Source organism: Chitinibacter sp. ZOR0017 (assembly GCF_000799095.1).
GTDB lineage: Bacteria > Pseudomonadota > Gammaproteobacteria > Burkholderiales > Chitinibacteraceae > Chitinibacter > Chitinibacter tainanensis.
Genome location: NZ_JTLG01000042.1, coordinates 5,657 through 30,229 on the forward strand (window position 1 = coordinate 5,657; position 24,573 = coordinate 30,229).

17 protein-coding genes are annotated in these 24,573 nt (G+C 57.4%); 4 read left to right on the forward strand and 13 right to left on the reverse strand.

Going from position 1 to position 24,573, the window contains the following annotated elements; translation table 11 throughout:
* The first annotated feature begins 175 nt into the window (after positions 1-175).
* Entirely contained in the window at positions 176-655 is a 480-nt protein-coding gene (locus L991_RS12315; RefSeq protein ID WP_028450291.1) for a DUF456 domain-containing protein, read from the forward strand.
* A 64-nt stretch (positions 656-719) separates the two neighbouring features.
* Here L991_RS12315 and corA read toward each other — a convergent pair whose 3' ends face one another.
* From corA to gltB (L991_RS12360), 9 genes are all read right to left on the reverse strand, one after another.
* Entirely contained in the window at positions 720-1,847 is a 1,128-nt protein-coding gene (corA, locus tag L991_RS12320) for a magnesium/cobalt transporter CorA (protein WP_081986660.1), read from the reverse strand.
* Positions 1,796-3,289 (reverse strand): exopolyphosphatase, encoded by a 1,494-nt coding sequence (gene ppx / locus L991_RS12325; protein ID WP_028450293.1) that lies wholly within the window; start codon positions 3,287-3,289, stop codon positions 1,796-1,798. The genes corA and ppx overlap by 52 nt, the downstream gene beginning before the upstream one ends.
* Positions 3,290-3,423: 134 nt before the next feature.
* On the reverse strand, positions 3,424-4,131 hold the full coding sequence (gene phoU, locus L991_RS12330) for a phosphate signaling complex protein PhoU (RefSeq protein WP_028450294.1): 708 nt from the start codon (positions 4,129-4,131) through the stop codon (positions 3,424-3,426).
* A gap of 115 nt (positions 4,132-4,246) precedes the next feature.
* Positions 4,247-4,903, reverse strand: a complete 657-nt coding sequence (gene rpiA, locus L991_RS12335) for a ribose-5-phosphate isomerase RpiA (protein WP_047395942.1) — start codon at positions 4,901-4,903, stop codon at positions 4,247-4,249.
* A 195-nt stretch (positions 4,904-5,098) separates the two neighbouring features.
* Entirely contained in the window at positions 5,099-5,698 is a 600-nt protein-coding gene (locus L991_RS12340; RefSeq protein ID WP_028450296.1) for a MarC family protein, read from the reverse strand.
* Positions 5,699-5,742: 44 nt separating this feature from the next.
* On the reverse strand, positions 5,743-6,795 hold the full coding sequence (locus tag L991_RS12345) for a tetratricopeptide repeat protein (protein ID WP_047395949.1): 1,053 nt from the start codon (positions 6,793-6,795) through the stop codon (positions 5,743-5,745).
* Positions 6,795-8,087 (reverse strand): GGDEF domain-containing protein, encoded by a 1,293-nt coding sequence (locus tag L991_RS12350; protein ID WP_047395954.1) that lies wholly within the window; start codon positions 8,085-8,087, stop codon positions 6,795-6,797. Before L991_RS12350 ends, L991_RS12345 begins: the two co-directional genes overlap by 1 nt.
* A gap of 66 nt (positions 8,088-8,153) precedes the next feature.
* Entirely contained in the window at positions 8,154-9,566 is a 1,413-nt protein-coding gene (locus L991_RS12355; RefSeq protein ID WP_047395956.1) for an FAD-dependent oxidoreductase, read from the reverse strand.
* Between the two features lie 105 nt (positions 9,567-9,671).
* On the reverse strand, positions 9,672-14,120 hold the full coding sequence (gene gltB, locus L991_RS12360) for a glutamate synthase large subunit (RefSeq protein ID WP_047395959.1): 4,449 nt from the start codon (positions 14,118-14,120) through the stop codon (positions 9,672-9,674).
* 306 nt (positions 14,121-14,426) lie between these two features.
* Here gltB (L991_RS12360) and L991_RS12365 point away from each other — a divergent pair, with 306 nt between their 5' ends.
* Entirely contained in the window at positions 14,427-15,032 is a 606-nt protein-coding gene (locus tag L991_RS12365) for a DUF1003 domain-containing protein (protein ID WP_052190850.1), read from the forward strand.
* On the opposite strand, the gene L991_RS12370 is transcribed toward L991_RS12365, so the two are convergent.
* From L991_RS12370 to hemF, 4 genes are all read right to left on the reverse strand, one after another.
* Complete coding sequence (locus L991_RS12370) at positions 15,013-15,564, reverse strand: hypothetical protein (RefSeq protein WP_047395962.1); 552 nt, start codon at positions 15,562-15,564, stop codon at positions 15,013-15,015. The two genes, L991_RS12365 and L991_RS12370, sit on opposite strands and share 20 nt — an antisense overlap.
* A 149-nt stretch (positions 15,565-15,713) precedes the next feature.
* A complete protein-coding gene (locus L991_RS12375; RefSeq protein WP_047395965.1) occupies positions 15,714-17,177 on the reverse strand; it encodes a glutamate synthase subunit beta in 1,464 nt (487 codons plus the stop codon).
* The gene (gltB, locus tag L991_RS12380) at positions 17,177-21,829 is read right to left on the reverse strand and encodes a glutamate synthase large subunit (RefSeq protein ID WP_047395967.1); all 4,653 of its coding nucleotides are present in this window, start codon (positions 21,827-21,829) and stop codon (positions 17,177-17,179) included. The genes L991_RS12375 and gltB (L991_RS12380) overlap by 1 nt, the downstream gene beginning before the upstream one ends.
* A gap of 180 nt (positions 21,830-22,009) precedes the next feature.
* Positions 22,010-22,960: an oxygen-dependent coproporphyrinogen oxidase gene (gene hemF / locus L991_RS12385; protein ID WP_052190851.1), complete on the reverse strand. Its 951-nt coding sequence runs from the start codon at positions 22,958-22,960 to the stop codon at positions 22,010-22,012.
* Between the two features lie 226 nt (positions 22,961-23,186).
* Here hemF and dusB point away from each other — a divergent pair, with 226 nt between their 5' ends.
* Both dusB and L991_RS12395 read left to right on the forward strand, forming a co-directional pair.
* On the forward strand, positions 23,187-24,254 hold the full coding sequence (gene dusB, locus L991_RS12390; protein WP_081986661.1) for a tRNA dihydrouridine synthase DusB: 1,068 nt from the start codon (positions 23,187-23,189) through the stop codon (positions 24,252-24,254).
* 17 nt (positions 24,255-24,271) lie between these two features.
* Positions 24,272-24,511, forward strand: coding sequence for a helix-turn-helix domain-containing protein (locus tag L991_RS12395; RefSeq protein WP_028450305.1), 240 nt, complete (start codon positions 24,272-24,274; stop codon positions 24,509-24,511).
* Positions 24,512-24,573: the final 62 nt, after the last annotated feature.

The following is a 24,573-nucleotide window of genomic DNA, read 5'->3' on the forward strand; positions in this document are numbered from 1 at the left end:
CTTTTCTACGCAACTTGCTGCGAGAAGCGGAATTAAACACTAGCTACGCCCCAGCGTCAAACCTTTTTGGCGCTTAATTATTTAGGGTATTGTTTTGGCAGTGCTTTTAATTGCGAACCAAGCCGCGCTTTAGCGGTCGTATTGAAGACATTCAACCAATAATGGATCAGCACATATGGAATTACTTTGGTGGGGTATTGCGCTCGGCTGCATGCTGCTGGGCTTGGCTGGGATTATTTTGCCACTACTGCCCTCAACACCGCTGATCTTTGCCGGCATGCTGATTTTAGCTTGGCATGGCGATTTTCAACTGGTGGGTGGCTGGACGCTGGCCGTACTAGCTGGGCTAATGCTGATCGCCAGCGCGCTGGATTATCTGGCCGGCGCATTGGGTGCCAAAATGGCCGGCGCCAGCCGCAGTGCCGTGTTAGGCGCCACCATTGGCGCAGTCCTTGGGGTTTTTGCTGGCCCAATCGGGCTGATTTTCGGGCCGCTAGTGGGTGCGACGGCGGGTGAACTCTATGCTGGCCGGGCGGCTTGGCAGGCGGGCAAGGTGGGGATAGCCAGCTGGCTAGGCACCATGCTGGGCAATTTGGCCAAATTACTGCTGGCTTTGCTGATGCTCGGGATTTTTTGGGCGGCCTACTTTATCTAGCCGCAAACAATTTTAAGGGGTATCGCTTGATACCCCTTAAATAGAAAGATTTACACAGCCATACCTACCTGAAGTATTCGCGCGAGATCCAGCGTCTAGCCCAAAAGAAGCCCCCTAAGCCGATCCCCAGTACCGCCATCAGCGCCAGCACCGCCCAATAGCCATAACGCCACTTCAGCTCGGGCATGTACTCAAAATTCATCCCGTATATCCCGGCAATCAGCGTGAGTGGGCTGAAAATAATGGTAAACACGGTCAGCGTGCGCATTTGCGCATTCATCTGCTGCGACTGTAACGCCAGATAGCTATCCTGCAGGCCAGAAATCACCTCGCGCAGCGCCTCTACGCTCTCGATCAGCTGCACCGTATGGTCGTACACATCACGCAAATACAGCTGCGTTTCGTCGTGGAAGAAATCAGCCTCATCCCGCTGCAGGATATTGATTACCTCGCGCAGCGGCCACAGCCCACGCTTTAGCGCCTGCAGCGAGCGCCGATGCTGCTGGATTTCCTGCATTTGCCGCGGATGTAGCCCCTCGTTGATCTCGTCTTCAAGCTCATCGATCCGCTCGCCCAGCTGCTCCAGCACGGCAAAATATCGGTCAACGAGCTTGTCTAGTAGCGCATAGACCAGATAATCCGCGCCAAATTTACGCACTTGCGACTCGGTATTGCGCAATAGCTCACGAATTGCGGTAAAGGTGCCGGTAGGTTTTTCCTGAAAGGTGAGCACAAAATCCCGCCCCAGCACAATGCTGATCTGCTCGGAGCAAATCAGGTCATCCTCATCCAGCGCCACCATGCGCGCGGTGATATACAAATACCCCGGGTATTGCTCGACCTTGGGCCGCTGCTGGGTATTAAGGATGTCTTCCAGCACCAAGGGGTGCAGCCGGAAACGTTGGCCAATAAGCTGCAGCAGCGACACATCCTCCAAGCCATGTAGATTCAGCCAGAAGGTGTCATAGGTCGGCTTAAATTCACGACCTTGCTCAAGGCTGGTGAACTGCGTGGTTAGAAATTCGCTGTCTTGCCGGCCATATTCGATCAGGGTGGCCAAAGTCGGCTGCGCCGCTTGCTGGCCCACATATTGCAATGTACCGGGCGCAGCGCCGGCTTTACTGGCCTTTAGGGTGGCTTTTAATCGCCGGCGATGGTGTGCAGTGACAGGGTCACGCCGATGTTTTCCCATGCCATTTTTTCCTCATTCAGTGCCAGCGCCGTGAGGGGGTGGGCTAGCAACCACTCTTCATCAATGGTCAAGGTGTATGACTCGTTTTGCCGCAGTAATTCGAGCGTCGGTAGCACTTCATCCAGCCGCGAGCGATACATAATCACCGCCAGCCGCAGAGCCAGGATTGCATCCCAATCGGCCTGGGTCAGCGTTTCACCATCGAGCTTGGTCAGCCGACCGGCATGGGCCAGCACCAAGCGCGACAACCATAGCTGCTCGCGACGCGAAAAGCCCGGCATATCGGCATGCTGCAAAATATACGCCGAATGCTTGTGATAGCTGGCATGGGCGATCGAGCGCCCCACCTCATGCAGATTGGCGGCCATATGCAGATGCCGGGCCAGAATGGCATCGGCCGGCACTGCTTCGCCCCGTAATGATTCAAACAACTGCATGGCCAGCGCCGCAACCCGGTTGGCCTGCTCGCCATCGGCGTGATAGCGCCGCTGGAAAAAATCCACGGTGCGATTGCGCACATCATATTGGGTTTGCCGCTGCATCAAGTCATACAGCACGCCATCACGCAGCGCGCCGTAGGTGATATTCATGCGCTCGATGCCGAGCATATCGAAAGCGGCCTGCATAATGGCAAAGCCGCCGGCCAGCACCGGGCGCCGATCATCGCGTACGCCATTGAGCTGAATGCGATCGATATGGCCCGCTTCCAGCATCAGCTGCCGTAGCTGCGCCATCCCCGCCCGCGTGATACCCAGGGGGGACATATCGTTCAACTCAAGGATATCCGCCAGCGAGCGGGCAGTACCCGAGGTTCCAATCGCGCGCTGCCATTCGCTGGTATGAAAATCGGGCACTAGCGGCAGAAACGCGCCACGGGCGGCCAGCTCGGCAGCTTCAAGCCGCTCGCGGGTAATCACGCCATCGGGAAAATAGCGCATGCTCCAGCCCACGCAGCCTAGCTGCAGGCTTTCGGTGCGAAAGGATTTGTATTGACTCCCGATAATCAGCTCGGTTGAGCCGCCGCCGATGTCCACTACCAGCCGGCGTTCACGGGTGCTGGGCAAGCTGTGCGCAGCGCCGAGATAAATCAGCCGCGCTTCTTCACGGCCAGCGATAATTTCAATCGGGTAGCCCAGCGCGGCTTCCGCCGCAGGAACAAACTGGGCGGCATTGCGCGCCACACGGAAAGTGTTGGTGGCCACGGCCCGCACACATTGTGGTGGCAGGCCTTCTAGGCGCTCGCCAAAGCGGGTGAGCGCAGCAATCAGCTCCGCGATTGCCTCTTCACTTAGGCAGCCATGGGCATCGAGGCCAGCGCCAAGGCGGACGGTTTCTTTCAGGGAATCCAGCGGAAATAGCGAGCCCTCGACCACTCGGGCCACTTGCAGGCGAAAACTGTTCGAGCCTAGATCAACAGCAGCGATGATCGTATTGTCGCTCATCCGGCGGGTACTCCATGCACTGTAAGGTCGCGTTCAATAAGTGCGTCAATGTACCGTAACTCGGACAAAAAACCTATGAAAAAATGGGGCAATACAATTGCCCCATTTTTTGTTAGCACCCGCCTTACCTCGGCTTAGCTCTTGGCGATTTCTTCCACTTCGGCCAGCGGTTTGTGGCGCACGTCGCGGCCTTTCACCAGATAGACCACGTGCTCGGCAATGCTCACCGCCAGATCACCAATACGCTCGGTGGCTTTGGCGATCCACAGGATATCCAGCGTCAGCGAAATCGAGCGTGGATCTTCCATCATCACGGTAATCAGTTGGCGCTGCAGGGCGCGGTATTCCTGATCCAGCTGATTATCTGCGCCAATCACGTCGGCAGCCGAGCCCGCATCCAGACGCGCAAACGCATCCAGTGCGCGCGTCAGCATTTCCAGTGCCTGATTAGCGATGTGGTTTACATCGCTGAATTTAGGTACTTGCATCTTGCCACTTTCGAAGATGTTTTTCGCGCGCAGACAGATTTTGTGCGCTTTGTCGCCGATGCTTTCGAGGTCTTCAACCGATTTGATCACGGTCATCACCAAGCGCAGATCAGAAGCTGCGGGCTGGCGGCGGGCGATCATGTGCACGCACATATCGTCCAGCTCAACGTGCATGGCGTTAACTTTGGTTTCTTGCTCGATCACTTGGTTGATGACGGCCAGATCACCCGTCGCCAATGCGCGCATCGACAGGCGGACCTGCTCCTCAACCAGACCGGCCATCGCCATTACATGCGAGCGAATAGCATTCAGGTCCGCATCGAATTGCGAGGAAATATGTTGAGATTCAGCCATCCGCATTACTCCAAATTAGTTGATCAGCGCACCATAACAGCAATTCGTTACAGAATTGTTGCATCTCTTGCCGCGTTGCCACGGCAAGTTCGCTTCATTTTACTGCTTGTGGGCTTTACTTGATGGTTTTCACGCCATTCGCAGTACCCAGCAGCAACACATCGGCGCGGCGTTGGGCAAAAATCCCGTTCGTGACCACCCCAACGATCTGGTTCAGTTTGCCTTCCAGCTCGCTCGCCTGCGTGATCTTCAGACCATGCACATCCAGAATAATATTGCCGTTATCGGTCACTACGCCTTCACGGTAAGCCGGATGGCCACCCAGCTTCACAATCTCACGCGCCACGTGTGAGCGCGCCATCGGGATGACTTCTACCGGCAGCGGGAAAGTACCCAGCACATCCACCAACTTGGATTCATCCGCGATACAAATAAACTGCTCGGCCACGGCGGCGACGATTTTCTCGCGCGTCAGTGCGGCGCCGCCACCTTTGATCATTTGCAGCTGATGGTTGATTTCGTCAGCGCCATCCACATACACCGGCAGCTGATCGATGGTGTTGAGGTCATACACCGGAATGCCGTGCGCTTTCAGGCGAGCTACGCTGGCTTCGGATGAAGAAACGGCGCCTTTGATGCGACCTTTGATACCGGCCAGCGCATCAATAAAATAGTTGGCGGTAGAGCCGGTGCCCACCCCCACAATGCAATCATCCGGGACATAGGCGATCGCCGCGCGACCAACCGCTTCTTTCAATTCATTCTGAGTCATGGCAGCTCCTAGGCAGAGGGCAGATTATAGCGTGCAGACCAGCAGGATACATGGTTGCCCGCACCGCCGTATTGTCCGCCAAGCCGGCCGTGGCCATTTTGCCGCGCATCAAGAAGCACACGAATGCGGCGCAGCAATACCTAAGCAGGTATCAAGCCCTAGGCCAATAAAACGAAGACGCTCGAGGCTATACCCTCAAAGGGTCGCCAAATAGGCGCGAATCCCATCCAGCAACATCTGCACGGCAATCGCGGTGAGGATCAAGCCCATTAACCGCTCAAAAGCCGTCGTTACCCGCTCGCCTAACACCAGCGAGATTTTCTCGGCAAAGGCCAGCGTTAAGGCACACACCAGCATGGTCAGCGCCAGCGCCGCCACCCATACCCAAAAACGCCCCGGGTCGCGCGATACCAGCAGCAATACCGTAGCCAAGGCCGACGGCCCCGCTAGCAGCGGAATCGCCAGCGGCACAATATACGGCTCGCCGCCCTGCTGATCGCCAAACACGCCTTCCGGGTGCGGGAACACCATGCGCAGGGCGATTAAGAACAGAATCACCCCACCGGCGATACCCAAAGACGTTTGCGACAGGTGCATTACTTCCAGAAACTGCCGGCCAAACACCATAAACAGCAGCAGCACGATAAACGCGACGCTCACTTCGCGGATAATCATCCGCCAGCGCCGCTCGCGCGGCACTTGCTTGAGCAGCGAAACAAACAGCGGAATGCCGCCCAGCGGGTCGGTCACCAGCAGCAGCAGAATAAAAGCAGAGAGAAAAGTTGGGCTATCCATGCCGACAGTCTAATCAGCGCGGCATGACAGTCCAATACGGGATATCAGCCAGCCACTTGGGTCTCTAGCCAGCGGATGCGGCTTTGCGCTTGCCGTGCCTGAATCTGCCGCAGATACGCTGGCGAGATGTTGGCCGTCGTACCCTGCTGCGGCGCCAGCAGCACTGCGTAATACGGCAAGGCCGCCTCATGCTGACCCTGCTGTTTATACCAGCCGACCAAGCCCGTGGCGCAACGCTGCATCAGCGCCTGCATCTGCGCGCCGCTGGCCAGACCAAAGGCGTTGCTCAGGGTTTCACCCGCGATCGGGTCATCCAGCAGCAAAAGTAGCTCGCCCAGGGCTGTGAGCGCATGCGCTTTGCCCCACAGATTGTCATTGCGATCGCTGAGCATATAGGCTGTTTCCAGCTCAGCGCGAGCTTGCGCATAGTGTTGCTGCCGCGTGTGGACGAGGCCGCGGTAATACACTACTTCGGCCGACCAGATGGCATTGGTGACGGTACTTTGCAGCAGTTTTTCTGCCTCGGCGATGCATTGCAGGGTGTAGCTATAGCGGCCCAAGCGGTAGGCATCGCTGGCCACATTCAACAGCGCTTCACCTTTGCGTTGATCATCGTTTAACAGCCGCGCCAGCTCTAGCGCCAGCTCGTTAAAGGCCAATGCCGAGGGTATATCGTTGAAACCTATGTAAACCTGCCCCACTCCGAGATATACCCTGCAGATCAAACCCCGATCACTGAGTTTGCGCGCCAGCTGCAGAGCATTCGACCATTGATCCAGCGCTTTCTGCGGCTCCCCCGCCAAGAGATATGACATCCCCAGCAAAATGCTGGCGTCGCATTCTTCGGCGGCCATGCCCAGCTGGCGAAAGCCCTCCATGCCGGCGGCAAAAGCCATCTGCGCCTTGGCATGCTCGCTAATGTGCTGCCAGGCATGGCCCTGAATCAGACAAGCAATCGCGGCCAACTCGGGCTGGCCTTCGGTGCTTTGCATTAACTGCAGCGCGATATAGGTTGAAGGCGGCCGCCCACAAGCCGAATCCTGCAAAATGGTTTGCAGCTCGAGTTTTTGCTGGGCGTATTCGTGCGCAGCTTGCATCAGACTTCTCCATCCCAGCAAATCTGGTTGCGCTGTTCGCGCTGCGCCAAAAATAGCGCTAGATTCGCGCGCAACTGCAAAATATCGCGCGCTTCACCGCGCTGATGAAATGCCGCCCCGGCGCTGAGGTGCAAAGGCTCGGGCAGGTAGAGCATATCCAGCGCTTGCACCGCGCTTTGCAGCCGGGCATAAAATTGTTCGATCGCCGTGCGGCTGGCATTGGCGGCTAAAAGATCAAATGCCCCAGCACCACTGGCGACCAAGATCCAGTCGGCCGGGCAGGCTTCTTGCGCCACCCGCGCCACCTGGTGGTAACACACCAGCGCATTGTCTTTGCCGAGTACCTCACTTATGCTGGCAAAGAGATCAATCCCCATACTTACATGGCAAAGCATACCGCCCTCTTCCACCGCGGCATGCAGATCATGCCAGCGCATGGCCAGATAGCGCGGGTTATACAGGCCGGTAATTTCATCGCGAAAACCCGAGGCTTCAAGCTGCTGCACTTGCTGATGCTGTACCGCGTTTTTCTCGCGCAAGAGCTCGATTTCGATTTCGCTGGTCATCTGCCGCAGCTTATATTCCACCAGCGATAGTCGGCGTGGTTTGGCTGGCGTGGGTTTGCTCACCGGGCAGGCCAGTGCACGCTCGAAGTGCTGCACTGCCTCTTGCCGCTGGCCCAAGCGCTCACACGCTTGCCCAAGCAGCAACCACATTTCGCGCTGCGCCTGCTGTCCCAGTAAGGCCACATGGCCGCTGGCGCGGGCGATCACCTGCTGCAAACGCGCCGCGCTCACCTGCCCATCCCGCCCATATAGCTGCAATAAATGCAGCCCGGCCACGGCCACGGCCAGTGGATCGGTATCTAGCGCCTGCATGGCGGTCTCCAGGCTTTGCTCGGCGCCACGATCGTCAGCCAGACCCAACTGCAATTCGGCGTACTGCATCAGTAGTTCACCATCCTGCGCCCATTCTGCCGTCGGTGGTTGGGCGTAGTGCTTGGCGAGTTTGGGCTCACGCTGGGCCAGCAGATCCAGCCCCAGCTGAATGCGGGCATGAGCTAGCCAGTAGGGGGTGGCGAGTTGTTCCTGCAAGAGCTGCTGGTGAATCAACAACGCCTGCGCGGGCTGACCAGCCCGACGCAAGGCAGCTCCCAGCCAGCACCAGAACGGCGCTTCGTCCGCTGGGGCGCTGACGCCATTGAGGCCACGCAGCCAGACCCGCACGGCGCTATTGAGCTGATCTTGGCGGAAAAACTGCAGACCCTGCTGCAGGCTTTGCTGTACTGTCACTGCCCTATCCCGAAAATTGGCCGTAAAAAAACCCCGCGAGCGGGGTTTTGACGGTTGCTGCTTGGCTTACCACTCGCCCAGATAGGCCAGTATACCCTCAGCAGCGTTACGGCCTTCATAAATCGCACGCACCACGAGATCGGCACCACGCACCTGATCGCCGCCGGCGAAGATTTTCGGATTGCTAGTCTGGTGTTTAAACGCTTGCTGCTCTGGCGCCACGGTGCGGCCCCAGTCATCGGTCTTCACGTTTTGCGCCGCAAACCAGCTTTCAGCTTCAGCCTGGAAACCAAAGGCTACGATCACGTGATCACAATTGATCACACGCTCAGAACCTGCCACCAGCTCAGGACGACGACGGCCTTTCTCATCCGGCGCCCCCAGTTGGGTTGAAACCAGAGTCAGCGCCAAGCTGCCATCGGCGTTTTGCTCGATTTTCACTGGCTGGCTATTCCACTGGAATTCCACGCCTTCTTCTTTGGCATTGGCCACTTCGCGTTTCGAGCCCGGCATGTTTTCTTCGTCACGACGGTAAGCACAGATCACGCTAGCGGCGCCTTGGCGAATTGAAGTGCGGTTACAGTCCATCGCGGTATCGCCACCACCCAACACCACCACGCGCTTGCCTTGCATCGACTGGAACGCTTCGCCATCCAGCGTGCCCATGGTGTTACGCACGTTGTTGATCAGGAATGGCAGTGCTTCCAGTACGCCTGGCAGGCTTTCACCTTCAAAGCCGCCTTTCATGTATTTGTAGGCGCCCATGCCCATAAATACCGCATCGTAGTTGGCCAGCAACTCGTCGATGGTTACATCGGTGCCGATTTCGGTTTTCAGGCGGAATTCAACGCCCATCGCTTCCATGATTTTGCGGCGGGTTACGATGACTTCTTTTTCTAGCTTGAATTCAGGGATACCGAATGTCAGCAAACCACCAATTTCTTCGTAGCGATCAAATACGACAGGTTGTACGCCATTGCGAACCAAGACGTCAGCACATGCCAAACCGGCTGGGCCCGCACCAATGACAGCGACTTTCTTGTCAGTTTTAATCACGCCCGACATATCAGGGCGCCAGCCGGCTTTGAAGGCTTCGTCGGTAATGTATTTTTCCACCGAGCCAATCGACACCGCACCAAAACCACCCTGGTTCAGCGTACACGCACCTTCGCACAGGCGATCTTGCGGGCAGACGCGGCCGGTAATTTCTGGCAGCGAGTTGGTTTTGTGGCTCAGTTCAGCCGCTTCAAACAGCTTGCCTTCATCCACCAGTTGCAGCCAGTGGGGAATGTGGTTGTGCACCGGGCACTCCCACGAGCAGTACGGGTTACCACAGGACAGACAGCGGCCAGCCTGCTCGCCCGCCGCGCTTTTATCCAGCGGGCTGTAGATTTCTTTGAAAATGAATTTGCGCTTTTCCACCGCCACTTTTTCGCCGGGGTTGCGCGCTACATTCAGAAACTGAAACACATCAGACATGGGTATAAACCTCAATGCAAGGTAGATCATGCGTTAGCGGGCAATACCCCACAGACCTACCTTTGAACTCGTCTGGTGCAGCACCCTTGCGCTGCACCGCACACATTAGTCTTTCAACAGCGCATCCAGCTTGGCGACTTTCGGTTTCACCAGCCAGAAGTAATCCACGGCTTCATCGAAGTTGGCCAGCAGCTCGGCCGCTTTCGCCGAACCAGTCAGCTCCGCGTGCGCCTTGATCTTGTCTTTCAGGAAGGCTCGGATCGCGCCGTACGCTTCGCCATTGATCAGATTGGTATCGATCAGCTCGTTGTTGTAGCGATAAGCAAACTTCATGTTTGGATCGTAAACCAGCGCAAAACCACCAGTCATACCCGCGCCGAAGTTGTAGCCGGTTTCACCCAGTACCACCACGCAACCGCCGGTCATGTATTCGCAACCGTGATCACCTACGCCTTCGACCACGGCGGTAGCACCCGAGTTGCGTACTGCGAAACGCTCGCCGGCCATACCCGCGGCAAACAGCTCACCACCGGTTGCACCGTACAGACATGTGTTACCAACGATGGTGGCTTCGTGCGATGCAAAATCGCTGCCTTTCGGTGGGTAGATCACCACTTTGCCACCGTTCATGCCTTTGCCCACGTAATCGTTGGCATCGCCTTCCAGTTCCAGCGTCAGGCCTTTCGAGTTCCACACCCCCAGCGACTGACCGGCCGAGCCGTTCAGCTTGATGTGCATCGCTCCATCGGCCAAACCTGCTGCGCCGTGGGCTTTAGCGATCTCGCCGGACAAACGAGCACCGATCGAGCGATGGATATTGCGCACGTTGTATTCAAAGCGCTGACGGGTGCCGGCTTTGATACCCGCCAAGGCATCACGCACCATTTCTTCCGCCAACTCGCCTTTATCGAAAGACGGGTTGCTGGCTTCAACGCAGAAGCGTGGCTCGCTTTCTGGCGTGCTGCCTTGGCTCAAGAGGGCGCTCAGGGCGAGTTTTTTCTGTTTCTCGGTGGCGCCATCGATCAGTTCCAGCAGCTCGGTGCGCCCCACCAGATCTTCAAATTTGCGGATACCCAGTGACGCCATCAGCTCACGGGTTTCTTGCGCGATGAAGGTAAAGTAGTTCACCACCATTTCTGGCAGGCCGATGAAGTACTTGCTACGCAGTTTGATTTCTTGCGTGGCTACGCCGGTCGCGCAGTTGTTCAAGTGGCAAATCCGCAGGAATTTACAACCCAGCGCCACCATTGGGCCGGTACCAAAGCCGAAGCTCTCTGCACCCATAATTGCCGCTTTCACCACGTCCAGACCGGTTTTCAGACCGCCATCCGCCTGCACGCGTACGCGGCCACGCAGACCATTTGCACGCAATACTTGCTGCGCTTCGGTCAGGCCCAGCTCGAATGGCGAACCGGCGTATTTCACAGAAGCCAGAGGCGAAGCCGCAGTACCACCGTCGTAACCGGAAATCGTGATCAGATCGGCATACGCTTTGGCAACACCGGCCGCAATCGTACCCACGCCTGGCTCGGCCACCAGTTTCACCGATACCAGCGCTTCAGGGTTCACCTGTTTCAAGTCGAAAATCAGCTGCGCCAAATCTTCGATCGAGTAGATATCGTGGTGCGGTGGCGGAGAAATCAGGCTGATACCTGGTTTGCTGTGACGCAGTTTTGCGATTAGTGGCGATACTTTATCGCCCGGCAGCTGACCACCTTCACCCGGCTTAGCACCTTGGGCAACTTTAATCTGCAGCACTTCAGCATTCACGAGGTAGTGCGGCGTTACACCGAAACGACCTGAGGCCACCTGCTTGATTTTTGACATTTTCGGCGTGCCGTAGCGAGCTTCATCCTCACCACCTTCACCCGAGTTCGAGCGCGCGCCCAAACGGTGCATACCTTCGGCCAAGGCTTCGTGCGCTTCAGGGCTTAACGCACCCAGCGACATACCGGCTGAGTCAAAGCGCTTCACGATGCTTTCCAGCGGCTCAACTTCGTCAAGGCTAATGGCTTTGGCTGGATCCAGTTTCAGCGCCATCAGGTCACGCAGCATGGCTACTGGGCGTTTGTTCACCAGTTCAGCGTATTGCTTGTAGGCTTTGTAGTCGCCGTTTTGCACGGCCTTTTGCAGCGCCATCACCACGTCTGGGTTGTAGGCGTGGTATTCCTCGCCAAATACATACTTCAGCAGACCGCCCTGCGCCAGTGGGCGCATTGGGTTGAAGGCCAGCTTGTTCAGTTTGGCCAGATCTTCTTGGAAGTCGGCAAAGCCCGCACCAGAGATACGAGAAACCGTACCGGTCAGGCACAGGTCGATCACTTCTTCGCCAATCCCCACACCTTCAAACAGCTGTGAGCCGCGATAAGAGGCGATGGTCGAAATACCCATCTTCGACAGGATCTTCATCAGACCCTTGTTGATCCCTTTGCGGAAGTTATTGGCGGCTTTTTCCAGCGAATGCTCGATTTGGCCCAGCTCGATCAATTCTTTGATGGTCTGGTAAGCCAGATAGGGCACGACCGCCGTCGCACCGTAACCGATCAGACACGCAAAGTGGTGCGGGTCGCGAGTGGTTGCGGTTTCAGCAATGATATTGGTTTTGCAGCGCAGGCCAGCGTTGATCAGCGCATGGTGCACGGCGCCCACGGCAAACAGCGCCGGAATCGGCAGACGGCCTTTGGCGATGTTCTTGTCGGACAGCACCACAATCACGGTACCGTCGTTGCGCACGCTCGCCAGTACATCGGCTTGCAATTGCTCAACCGCAGCTTTCAGCGTGGTGCTCGCGCCATCAAAGCTCAGATCAAAGCGGGCAGCTTTGAAATCGGCATCGGCTTGCGACACGATAGCGTCGAATTTATCGGTCGACAGCACCGGTGAAGTGACTTCCAGACGCTTAGCGTGGCTTGGGCCGTCTTCAAACAGATTGCGCTCGGGACCAAAACAGGTGTTCAGCGACATCACGATCGCTTCGCGAATCGGATCGATCGGTGGGTTGGTGACCTGCGCAAATTGCTGGCGCAGGTAATCAAATGGTGAACGCACTTTCTGGCTCAACACCGCCATCGGGGTGTCATCACCCATCGAGCCAATGGCTTCCTGACCATCCGAGGCCAGTACGCGCAGAATCTGGTCGCGCTCTTCAAACGTCAACTGGAATTGTTTTTGGTAGGTCAACAGTGTTGCCTTATCCATTTCTTCCAGTGGTTTGTTGTCTTCGGCCATTTCCAGATGGATGGCGTGCTCTTTCAGCCATGCGCGGTAAGGTGGTGCACCTTTCAGGCCGTTATCGATGGTTTCGGTATCGATAAACTCGCCGGTTTTCAGGTTCACCGCCACGATCTGACCCGGTTTAACTCGGCCTTTTTTGGCCACTTCTTCCGGTTTGTAACCCCATACACCGATTTCTGAGGCGATGGTGATATGGCGATCTTTGGTGATCACATAACGCGCTGGGCGCAGGCCATTACGGTCAAGTGCACAACCGGCGTAGTCGCCTGCGGCCCAAACGATACCGGCCGGGCCATCCCATGGCTCCATGTGCAGCGAGTTGTACTCGTAGAACGCACGCAGGTCGCGATCGTTCGAATCCACGTTTTGCCAAGCCGGTGGCACCAGCAGGCGGAAGGCGCGGAAGACATCTACGCCGCCCAGCACCAGGCTTTCCAGCATATTATCCAGACTCATCGAGTCTGAACCATTGGTTTGAACGATAGGGCGGATCGCATCCATGTCCAGCTGTTCGCTGTGCATGATGGCTTCACGCGCTTTGGCCCAGGCGCGGTTACCGGTCAGGGTATTGATCTCGCCGTTGTGCGCGAGGAAACGGAATGGCTGCGCCAGTTTCCATTGTGGCCAGGTATTAGTCGAGAAACGCTGGTGATACACCGCCAGGCTCGAGGCAAAACGCTCGTCTTTCAGATCGAGGTAGAACACTGGCAGATTATCGGGGGTAACCAAACCCTTGTACGACAGCACGTACGGATTCAGGGTTGGGATGTAAAAATCTTTGTCGTTGGCGTTGGCTTTTTCGGCAATACGGCGGGCTTGGTACAGCTTGCGGGCAAAGTCGAGTTCGGACAGACCGGCTGGGGCGTTCACGAAAATCTGTTTGATCGAAGGCAATGAGGCCATTGCGGCTTCACCCAGCGCATCCAGATTCACAGGTACGTCACGAATGCCGGCTACACTCAGGCCTTGGCCTTCGACTGCAGCTTGCAGATTTGCCAGTGACTGAGCACAGGTATCTTTGTCCAAGCCAGCAAATACGAGGCCGGCAGTGAATTGCTCCGCCAGGGTATAGCCATTGTCGGCGGCCACGGCTTGCAAAAAGCCAGTGGGTTTGCGGAACAACAGACCGCAGCCATCGCCAGACTTGCCATCGGCCGCCACGGCGCCGCGGTGGGTCAAACAGGCCAGAGAATTAATCGCAGTCGATACCAGCCAATGCGACGGTTTATCATCCATCTGCGCGATCAAACCGAAGCCGCAGCTATCTTGCTCGAACTGCGGGCGGTACAGCGTGCCTTCCAACCAGCTTTGTCTATCCATCACAACGGAACCCTTAAGCCAAAAAAACAAACGCACTAGGGATTGACCCTAGTCAAGAGAAAGGGCTTGATTCTAGCTTTTAAGGGTGCTAAACGCAACCCAAACCAATTGGCACTGGACAATCGGGAAAAACCCTGAAACTACGCCATCTGGGTATTTTTCACTTTGTCAGCCTGAATTCAAATCCGATTCAAGCCCTCGTCAATTGCCCACGGCTGCCGCCGGCAAAATGAACAAAGCTTAAGCTGCCGGCGAGGCAAAACTTCGTACACTAAGCGCCCACACCTTTTCCCGCCGGAGACCATCATGCGTCAAGATGATCATCAGCTGCGCTTTCTGGCCGAACATTTGCTGAACTTGGGGTTTAAAGACATCGGCGAGCGCGAACGCAATGCCCTGCTGCGTATTTCGCGCCGCCTGCAAGCCAATCGGGGGGATGAGCGCATCCCGGTCGAAGGGGTGACCTTTGGCGAGCGACTGGCCGACCGGGTGGCCGAATTTGGCGGCTCGTGGACTTTTATCCTGCTCTTTGCCTCATTTTTGCTCGGCTGGGCGGTACTGAATACCGACATCCTGCGTGCGCAGGCTTTCGACCCCTACCCGTATGTGTTTTTAAATCTGATTTTGTCGATGCTGGCCGCGATCCAGGCGCCGATCATTATGATGTCGCAAAACCGCCAGGCTGCCCGCGATCGGCTCACCATGCTGCGCGATTTCGAGGTCAATCTGAAAGCCGAAGCTGCGCTGCAAGCGCTGAATCAGCGGGTAGATCACCTTAGCTGGCAAATCCTGGCCGATCTGCACGAACTAAAAGCGCAAGGTAAATCCAGCGCGGCGGGCGCACCCGCTATGCCAGATAGCGGCGCAGCGGCCCAACCCAAGCAGGATGAGCTTAAGCCGAGCGCGGCTTAGTGGGCTTGCCGGCTGGCGCCGGCGCGGCGGCTCCTTCCTTATTACTACGCGGGCGAACGGTCTGCGTTTTCTTCGCCTCGGTGACAGGCTGTTCGCCAGCAGCTGCGGGTGCGCCCTTCATTTGCGCAGCCTTCGCCTGTCTGGCCCTGGGCGACCCCGTCAGCCGCGCAGGCACCGGACGCGCAGTAGTAGCGCTCGCCGGCCCCGTCAAGCCACGCTGATGCGCCGCATCGCTGCGCTCAATCGCTATCGCGATCAGATAATGCACCAAATCTCGATCGTGGCCGATTACCGCCACACAAGCCTGGCGCAGCCGCTCGATCAACTTGGGTTCTGGCGAATCAATCACCCGTTTGTAGCGGTTGTATTTAAACTGAGCATCCCCGACGATGGCTTCCAGTTGGCGCAGGCGCTCAGGCTGATTATGCCGCAGGCGATACAGCTTACTTTTGGCCGCCACTTTACGCTCATGGTCGGGCCGCAAAATCACCAGCCAATCGGCGGGCGCGGCAGGGGTGGCTTGATCGCTCATGCTGAACTCCAGTGCAAAACAGGTAATCGTTCATTATACGGTGCGCCGCCAAGGGTGGCCGCGCAAAAATAAGCCAGCGCAAGGCTGGCTTATATAAGGGGTATTGCTCGGCAAGCTAGATAAAAAGCTACCACACAACAGATACCCACTTAGCGTGGCAAACTACTCGCCCCCATCAGGTAAGCATCCACTTCACGCGCCGCCTGCCGGCCCTCGCGGATGGCCCACACCACCAAGGATTGGCCACGGCGCATATCGCCGGCGGCAAAGACTTTATCGACGCTAGTACGGTAACAGCCTTGACCTTCTGTGCTGGCTTTGGCGTTGCCACGTGCGTCTTTCTCCACGCCAAAGGCATCCAAAATGCTGGCAATCGGATTGGTAAAGCCCATGGCCAGAAAAACCAGATCGGCCGGGATATCAAACTCGCTGCCGGCCACCACTTCGGGCTTACCGCTGGCCCAATCCAGCTTGACCAGTTTCACGGCTTTGACCTGGCCATTCTCGCCCACGAAGCCTTGGGTTTGCACCGCAAAATCACGGCTCACCCCTTCTTCGTGACTGCTCGACGTCCGCAGCTTCACCGGCCAATACGGCCATACCTGCGGTTTGTCTTCGCTTTCAGGCGGCATAGGCATCAGCTCTAACTGAGTCACGCTGGCGGCGCCATGGCGATTACTGGTGCCGACACAATCGCTACCGGTATCGCCACCGCCAATCACCACCACATGCTTACCTGCGGCATTGATCGGGTTGGCCGCGCCACCTGCCACTTGCTTGTTCTGCGCAATCAGCAGTTCGAGCGCGTAGTGAATACCCTTGAGCTCACGGCCGGCTACCGGCAAATCACGTGGCACTTCAGCGCCCCCGGCCAGAATCACCGCATCAAACTCAGCATTGAGCTCAGCAGGCGTCACTACGGTCGTAGCATCATTGACAATCCCAGCGGGTATATCGCCAGAGCCAACGACAGTATTGGTTTTGAAGACAATACCCTCAGCCGCCAGCTGCGCCAGCCGGCGATCAATCACATCCTGCCCAAGCTTGAAATCCGGAATGCCATAGCGCAGCAAACCGCCGGCTTGGTCATTTTTTTCAAACACAGTGACCGCATGTCCCACCCGCGCCAGCTGCTGCGCGGCGGCGAGGCCCGCCGGGCCGGAACCGACGATGGCCACTTTTTTACCAGTGGCCTGCGCCGCCGGTTGCGGCACGATCCAGCCGTTTTCCCAGCCTTTGTCGATAATGGCGCGCTCGATCGATTTAATCCCCACCGGCTCGGCATTAATGCCCAAAGTACAGGCAGCCTCACACGGCGCCGGGCAGACCCGGCCGGTGAATTCGGGAAAGTTGTTCGTCGAATGCAGCACGGTGAGCGCATTTTGCCAATCTTGCCGATATACCAGATCGTTAAAATCCGGGATCACATTATTGACCGGGCAACCGTTATTGCAGAACGGAATACCGCAATCCATACAACGCGCGCCTTGCAGCTTGGCAGCGGCATCATCAAGCGCTGGTACGAATTCGCGATAGTGCGTCAGGCGCTGCGCCACCGGCTCATATGTTTCCTTGATGCGTTCAATTTCCAGAAAACCAGTCGGCTTACCCATTATGCGATCTCCTTCCGGGTGGCTTCTTCAAGTTTGGCGGCGGCCATTTCCTGCATTTCAGTCAGCGCGCGGCGATATTCGTTCGGGAATACTTTAACGAAAGCGGTGCGGCTTTCAGTCCAGTTCGCCAAAATCTCGGCAGCGCGCAGGCTACCGGTCAGGGCGGCGTGCTGCTCGATCAGGGCTTTTAGCTGGGCTTCGTCGGTCAGGCCATTGTGGAATGGCTGGGCTTGCGCTTCAGCTGCCAGCACCGGCTCCAGCGCCACTTGCGCCATATTGCAACGGCTCGCAAATACGCCTTCTGGGTCGTAAACGTAGGCAATCCCGCCCGACATCCCGGCGGCAAAGTTGCGGCCCGTGTTGCCCAGCACCACCACCGTACCGCCGGTCATGTATTCGCAACCGTGATCGCCCACGCCTTCGACCACCGCGGTGGCGCCGGAATTGCGCACCGCAAAGCGCTCGCCGCCGACACCGGCAAAGAACGCCTCACCGGCAATCGCGCCAAACAACACGGTATTACCGACGATGATGTTTTCCCAGGTTTGGCCCACAAAGCTAGCCGCTGGGCGAATCACAATCCGCCCGCCCGACAGGCCTTTGCCGACATAATCGTTGCCTTCACCGGTGAGTGTGATGGTAATGCCTCGCGCCAAAAACGCACCAAAACTCTGACCCGCCGTGCCCTGCAGGGCCACGCGCAGAGTGTCATCTGGCAAACCGGCGTGACCATAACGGCGCGCTACTTCACCCGACAACATCGCACCCACAGTGCGGTTGATGTTTTTCACTGGAAGATTGATTTGCGTGGCTTCACCGCGTTCCAGCGCCGGCGCCGCTTGTTTAATCAACTCTTGGTCAAGCGCTTTAACCAGGCCGTGATCTTGCGTTTCTGCGTGTAGACGCGCCACTTCGGCTGGCATGCTTGGCTGATAGAAGATCTTGCTGAAATCCAGCCCTTTGGCCTTCCAGTGTTCGATCCCGGCTTGTTTATCCAAGAGATCAGATCTGCCGATCAAGTCGTCAAATTTGCGAATACCCATCTGCGCCATGATCTGGCGCGCTTCTTCAGCCACAAAGAAGAAGTAATTCACCACATGCTCAGGCTGGCCTGAGAACCGTTGGCGCAGTACTGGGTCTTGGGTTGCCACACCGACCGGGCAGGTGTTGAGGTGACACTTGCGCATCATGATGCAACCCTCAACCACCAGCGGCGCAGTGGCAAAGCCGAATTCGTCGGCGCCGAGCAGGGCACCAATCACCACATCGCGACCAGTTTTCATCTGGCCATCAACCTGCACGCGAATCCGGCCACGCAATTTATTCAGCACCAGCGTTTGCTGCGTTTCGGCCAAGCCCAATTCCCATGGCCCGCCCGCGTGTTTGATCGACGATTGTGGCGAAGCACCGGTACCACCGTCGTGACCCGCAATGACCAAGTGATCGGCTTTGGCTTTCGACACCCCCGCCGCCACGGTACCCACGCCGACTTCGGCAACGAGCTTGACTGAAATTGAGGCCACTGGATTGACGTTTTTCAGATCGTGAATCAGCTGCGCCAAATCTTCGATCGAGTAAATATCATGGTGCGGTGGCGGCGAAATCAGGCCCACGCCCGGCACCGAGTGCCGCAATTTACCGATGTATTCCGAAACCTTATGGCCGGGCAGCTGCCCCCCCTCGCCCGGCTTGGCGCCTTGCGCCATCTTGATCTGGATTTGATCGGCGTTGACGAGGTATTCAGTCGTCACCCCAAAACGCCCCGACGCCACCTGCTTGATCGCCGAACGCAGGCTATCGCCTTCTTTAAACGTATAGTCGCGCTCGATGCGGTTTTTACCAATCACTTCGGATAGCGTTTGACCGGCTTTCAGCGGTTTGAAGCGCGTTGCATCCTCACCGCCTTCACCGGTGTTCGATTTACCACCAATGCGGTTCATCGCAATCGCTAGCGTTGAGTGCGCCTCGGTCGAGATGGAGCCCAGCGACATTGCGCCGGTAGCAAAGCGCTTCACAATCTCGGCAGCCGGTTCGACTTCTTCCAGCGGCACAGCAGCACCCGCGGCTTTAATCTCGAACAGGCCGCGCAGTGTTAAGTGGCGTTTGCTTTGATCATTGATCAGCGCGGCGTATTCTTTGTACGTTGAGTACGAATTGCTTCGTGTTGCGTGCTGCAACTTGGCAATTGAATCAGGCGTCCACAAATGGTCTTCGCCGCGAATCCGGAAGGCATATTCACCGCCGGCGTCGAGCATATTGGCCAGCACCGGATCGGCACCAAAGGCGGCGGTATGCAGGCGCACGGCTTCTTCGGCCACTTCAAACAGGCCAATGCCTTCGACATTGCTTGGTGTGCCGGTGAAGTATTTCTTCACAAAGGCTTTTTGCAAGCCAATGGCTTCAAAGATCTGCGCGCCGGTGTACGACATATAGGTCGAAATACCCATTTTTGACATCACCTTCAGCAGGCCTTTGCCGACCGCTTTGATGAAGTTTTTCTGGTATTTCGCCGCGGTTTCGGCGTCGTTACCGGCAAGATCCGCCAAGGTAGCCAAGGTCAGATAAGGGTGCACGGCTTCAGCGCCATAGCCACCCAGCAAGGCAAAGTGATGTGTTTCGCGCGCCGAACCGGTTTCAACCACCAAGCCGGTACTCGTGCGCAGGCCGCGTTTGACCAAATGCTGGTGCACCGCCGAAGTGGCCAGCAAGGCCGGGATCGCAACATGGTCTTGATCCATATTGCGATCAGAAACGATCAGGATATTGGCGCCTGATTTCACCGCGTCTTCCGCTTCGGCCACCAAGGACGCCAGACGGGCTTCAACGCCAGCCTGCCCCCACGCAACCGGATAGCAAATATCCAGCTCATGCGAATAAAACTTGCCGCTGGTGTATTGGCCGATATGGCGGATTTTCTCCATCTCGGCGCTCGACAGAATTGGCTGCGCCACTTCCAGCCGGATCGGCGGGTTGATATCGGTGGTGCCCAGCAGATTGGGTTTCGGGCCGATGAAGGATACCAGCGACATCACCATATCTTCGCGGATCGGGTCGATCGGCGGGTTGGTTACCTGCGCGAATAATTGCTTGAAGTAGTGATACAGCGGCTTATTTTTGCTCGAAAGCACCGGCAGCGCGGCATCATTGCCCATCGAGCCGGTGGCTTCTTCGCCATTTTTGGCCATGGGTTCCAGCAGAAACTTAATGTCTTCCTGGGTAAAGCCAAACGCTTGCTGGGCATCGAGCAGGCTGGCTTTCGGGGCCACGGACTGCGCGGCATCCGATTCGATTTCGTCGAGCTTCACGCGGATTTTATCAATCCACTCGCGGTAAGGCTTGGCATTGGCCAGGCTGTCTTTGAGCTCTTTGTCATCAATAATACGGCCTTGCTCCAGATCGATCAGGAACATTTTGCCCGGCTGCAGGCGCCATTTTTTATTGATGCGCTCGTCCGCAATCGGCAATACGCCCGATTCTGACGCCATCACCACCAGATCATCGTTGGTGACCAGATAGCGTGCGGGGCGCAGACCATTACGATCCAGCGTGGCGCCGATCTGGCGGCCATCGGTAAACGCCACTGCGGCGGGGCCATCCCATGGCTCCATCATCGCGGCGTGGTATTCGTAGAAGGCGCGACGTTTTTCGTCCATTTCGCCGTTCTTTTCCCACGCTTCGGGGATCATCATCATCATCGCTTGCGCGAGGGAATAACCGCCCATCACCAAGAGTTCGAGCGCGTTATCAAACGAGGCGGAATCCGATTGGCCCGGATAAATCAGCGGCCAGACTTTATCGAGGTCTTTACCGAGCACGGGCGAGCTAATGGCGCGCTCACGCGCACGGATCCAGTTCACATTGCCGCGCAGCGTGTTGATCTCGCCGTTGTGGGCGATATAGCGGAACGGGTGCGCCAGATCCCAAGTGGGGAAAGTATTGGTCGAGAAGCGTTGATGCACCAAGGCTAGTGCAGAAATACAGGCCGGGTCTTGCAGATCGAGGTAGTACTCGCCCACCTGATCAGCCAGCAGCAGGCCTTTGTAGTTAATCGTGCGCGCCGAGCAGGACGGAATGTAATACTCGCCGCCATGTTTGAGTTTCAGCGCACGAATGGCGTGCGAGGCACGTTTACGGATGATATACAGCTTGCGCTCGAGCGCATCGGTCACCAGCACATCGTTGCCGCGGCCAATAAACAGCTGGCGAATGACTGGTTCGCTCGCCTTCACCAGCGGCGACATTGGCATCTCGCGATTGACCGGCACATCGCGCCAGCCCAGCACGATTTGTTTCTCGGCCCGCACTGCGCGCTCGATTTCCTGCTCACAGGCCATCCGGGCGGCAGGCTCTTGCGGCAGAAAACACATCGCCACACCATAGTCGCCCTGCGGCGGCAACACGATACCCTGCCCCAGCATAGCCTTGCGATACAGCGCATCCGGGATCTGGATCAAGATACCCGCACCATCACCCGCCAGCGGGTCGGCACCCACGGCGCCGCGGTGATCGATATTCTTCAGAATGAGCAAGCCTTGCTCGATGATGCTATGGCTTTTCTGCCCTTTGATATGGGCCACAAAGCCCACGCCACAGGCGTCGTGTTCATTTGCCGGGTCGTACATCCCCTGCGCTTCTGGTCGTTGTTCTAACATCCGCTGGTGTCCTCTCTGCTGGTCTGACTGCCACCCCACGGCGGCGTGCGTGCTACCTGCCACACTATCGTCAGTCGTCCAGCAGTTTGCCAGAAAGCGCCGGCGTCAATTAGGGAAATTCACGAAAATTTAATCCATGTCAGACCCACGCCGCACGATTCGCCCCAGCTGGGCCAGCGTTTAGGCCAGCCAGTCGCGCGCTGGCAGAAAATCGGTATACAGCGCGGCCTCTGGACTGCCGGCGGCGGGCTGGTAGTCGTAGCGCCAGTTGGCCACCGGCGGCATCGACATCAAAATCGATTCGGTCCGCCCACCCGATTGCAGGCCAAACAGGGTGCCGCGATCCCACACGAGGTTAAACTCTACATAGCGCCCCCGGCGATAGCCTTGCCAATCGCGCTCGCGCTGGCCGTATTCGCAATCTTTGCGGCGCGCCATAATCGGCGCATAGGCAGGCAAAAAGGCATCGCCCACTGCACGCAGCAGGGCAAAACTCTCGGCAAAACCCAGCCGGGCAAAATCATCAAAGAAGATCCCGCCCACGCCGCGCGCTTCTTGCCGGTGTTTCAGGTAGAAGTAACGATCGCACCAAGACTTAAACTCCGGATACAGCTCCGCCCCAAACGGCGCCAGCGCAGCGGCGCAGGTCTGGTGAAAATGCCGCGCATCATCCACGTGGCCGTAATACGGAGTCAGATCCATCCCGCCGCCGAACCAGAATACCGGTGCATCTGCACTACCGGCCGCCGGCTTGGCGATGAAAAAGCGCACATTCATATGCACAGTGGGGATATAAGGGTTGCGCGGGTGCAGCACCAGCGAGACGCCCATCGCCTCCCAGGCGCGGCCGGCGAGTTCAGGGCGATGCGCGCTGGCCGACGGTGGCAGCTGCGCCCCCATCACATGCGAGAAATTTACCCCGCCGCGCTCAAATACCTGCCCTTCTTCGATCAGCCGGCTAATCCCGCCGCCACCCTCAGCGCGCTCCCAGCTATCGGTGCGAAAACACAGACCATCAATCGACTCCAGCGTGGCTACGATGTTTTGCTGCAGGGTAAGCAGATAATCTTTAACTGCCGCCAGTTGCTGGCTGGACAGTGCGGCAGAATCAGGCTGGCTGGCGTGGGTCATGGGTGGCCGCTCCGGGCAAAAACGTGAATGCGCGCCATGATACGCTGTGCCCGCCTGCGACTCCACCCTACTCACCCCCACCCTGTATAGCCATACAACACAGAGGGGTATTTGCTCGCTGGGCTATACCCAGACAGGTCAATTTGCTTGCTCTTTTTATTGTTTGCCTATTTTTTAATCAGCGGGTACAATCCGCGCCTTCCTTGATTCCCCCAGCCCTTGCGCCATGCACATTGGCCCGTATCAGCTCAAAAACAATCTGATCGTTGCGCCGATGGCCGGGGTGACTGATCGCCCTTTTCGCCAGCTGTGCAAGCGCTTTGGCGCCGGCCACGCCGTGTCGGAAATGATCACGGCCGATCAATCGCTGCGGGCGCACAAAAAATCCATCAATCGCGCCAATTTCGTCGGCGAGCTGGCGCCCATTTCGGCGCAGATTGCCGGCTCTGATCCGGCTCAGCTGGCCGAAGCGGCCCGCTATCAGGTGGCCAATGGCGCGCAGATTATCGATATCAATATGGGCTGCCCGGTGAAAAAGGTTTGCAACAAGCTGGCTGGCTCAGCCCTGCTGCAAGACGAAGCACTGGTGGGGCAGATACTGGATGCCGTCGTCGCCGCGGTGGCGCCGGACAATATCCCGGTTACGCTAAAAACCCGCCTCGGCTTTGCCAATGGCGCCGAGAATATCCTGCGGGTAGCCGAGCGCGCGCAGGCGGCCGGAATTGCCGCGCTGGCGATTCATGGCCGCACGCGTGAAGACATGTACAACGGCAACGCCCGCTACGCGCTGATTCGCGAAGTGAAACGCAGTTTGCAGATTCCGGTGATTGCCAATGGCGACATCGATAGCCCTCGCAAGGCCGCACAGGTGCTCCAGGACACGGGCGCCGATGCGATTATGATTGGCCGTGCCGCACAAGGCCGGCCGTGGATATTCCGCGAAATTGCGCACTTTCTGGCCACCGGCGAAGAAATGCCGCCCCCGGAAGTCATCGAGATTCGCGACGTCTTACTGCAGCACTTGGATGATCTGTACGCCTTTTATGGCGAATATTCGGGCTGCCGCATCGCCCGCAAGCACATTGCCTGGTATACCAAGGGCCTGGCGGGGAGTAATGAATTCCGGCAAGCCATGTACGCCGAGGAATCTACCGCCGGCCAGGCGCAGATGACGCGCCAATTTTTTGATCAGCTGCTCGCCTTTGGCGAGCGCTTGCAATACCAGCCGGCGACCCCGGCTGACTCTGCGGCCGCCGCCCTGCCATCCGCAGCGGATGCGCGCCACCCACAATAAGAAAAATCGGATTAACCATGAACCAAGCAACCGATGTGATTGCCATCGCGATTCAACAATCGCTGGACCAATACTTTAACGATCTGGACGGTGAGCCGCCCAGCGCCCTGTACGACATGGTACTGGGCCGCATGGAAAAGCCGCTGCTGATCGATATTCTGGCGCGCGTGGGGGGTAACCAGACCCAGGCCGCCGAAATGCTAGGCATTAACCGCAATACCCTGCGCAAGAAATTACAAACCTACAATCTGCTGTAAGCCTCACGGCGCACCGCAGCTTGGCCTTTTTTTGATTGAGTAGTGTGATCTTTGAGGAAGAA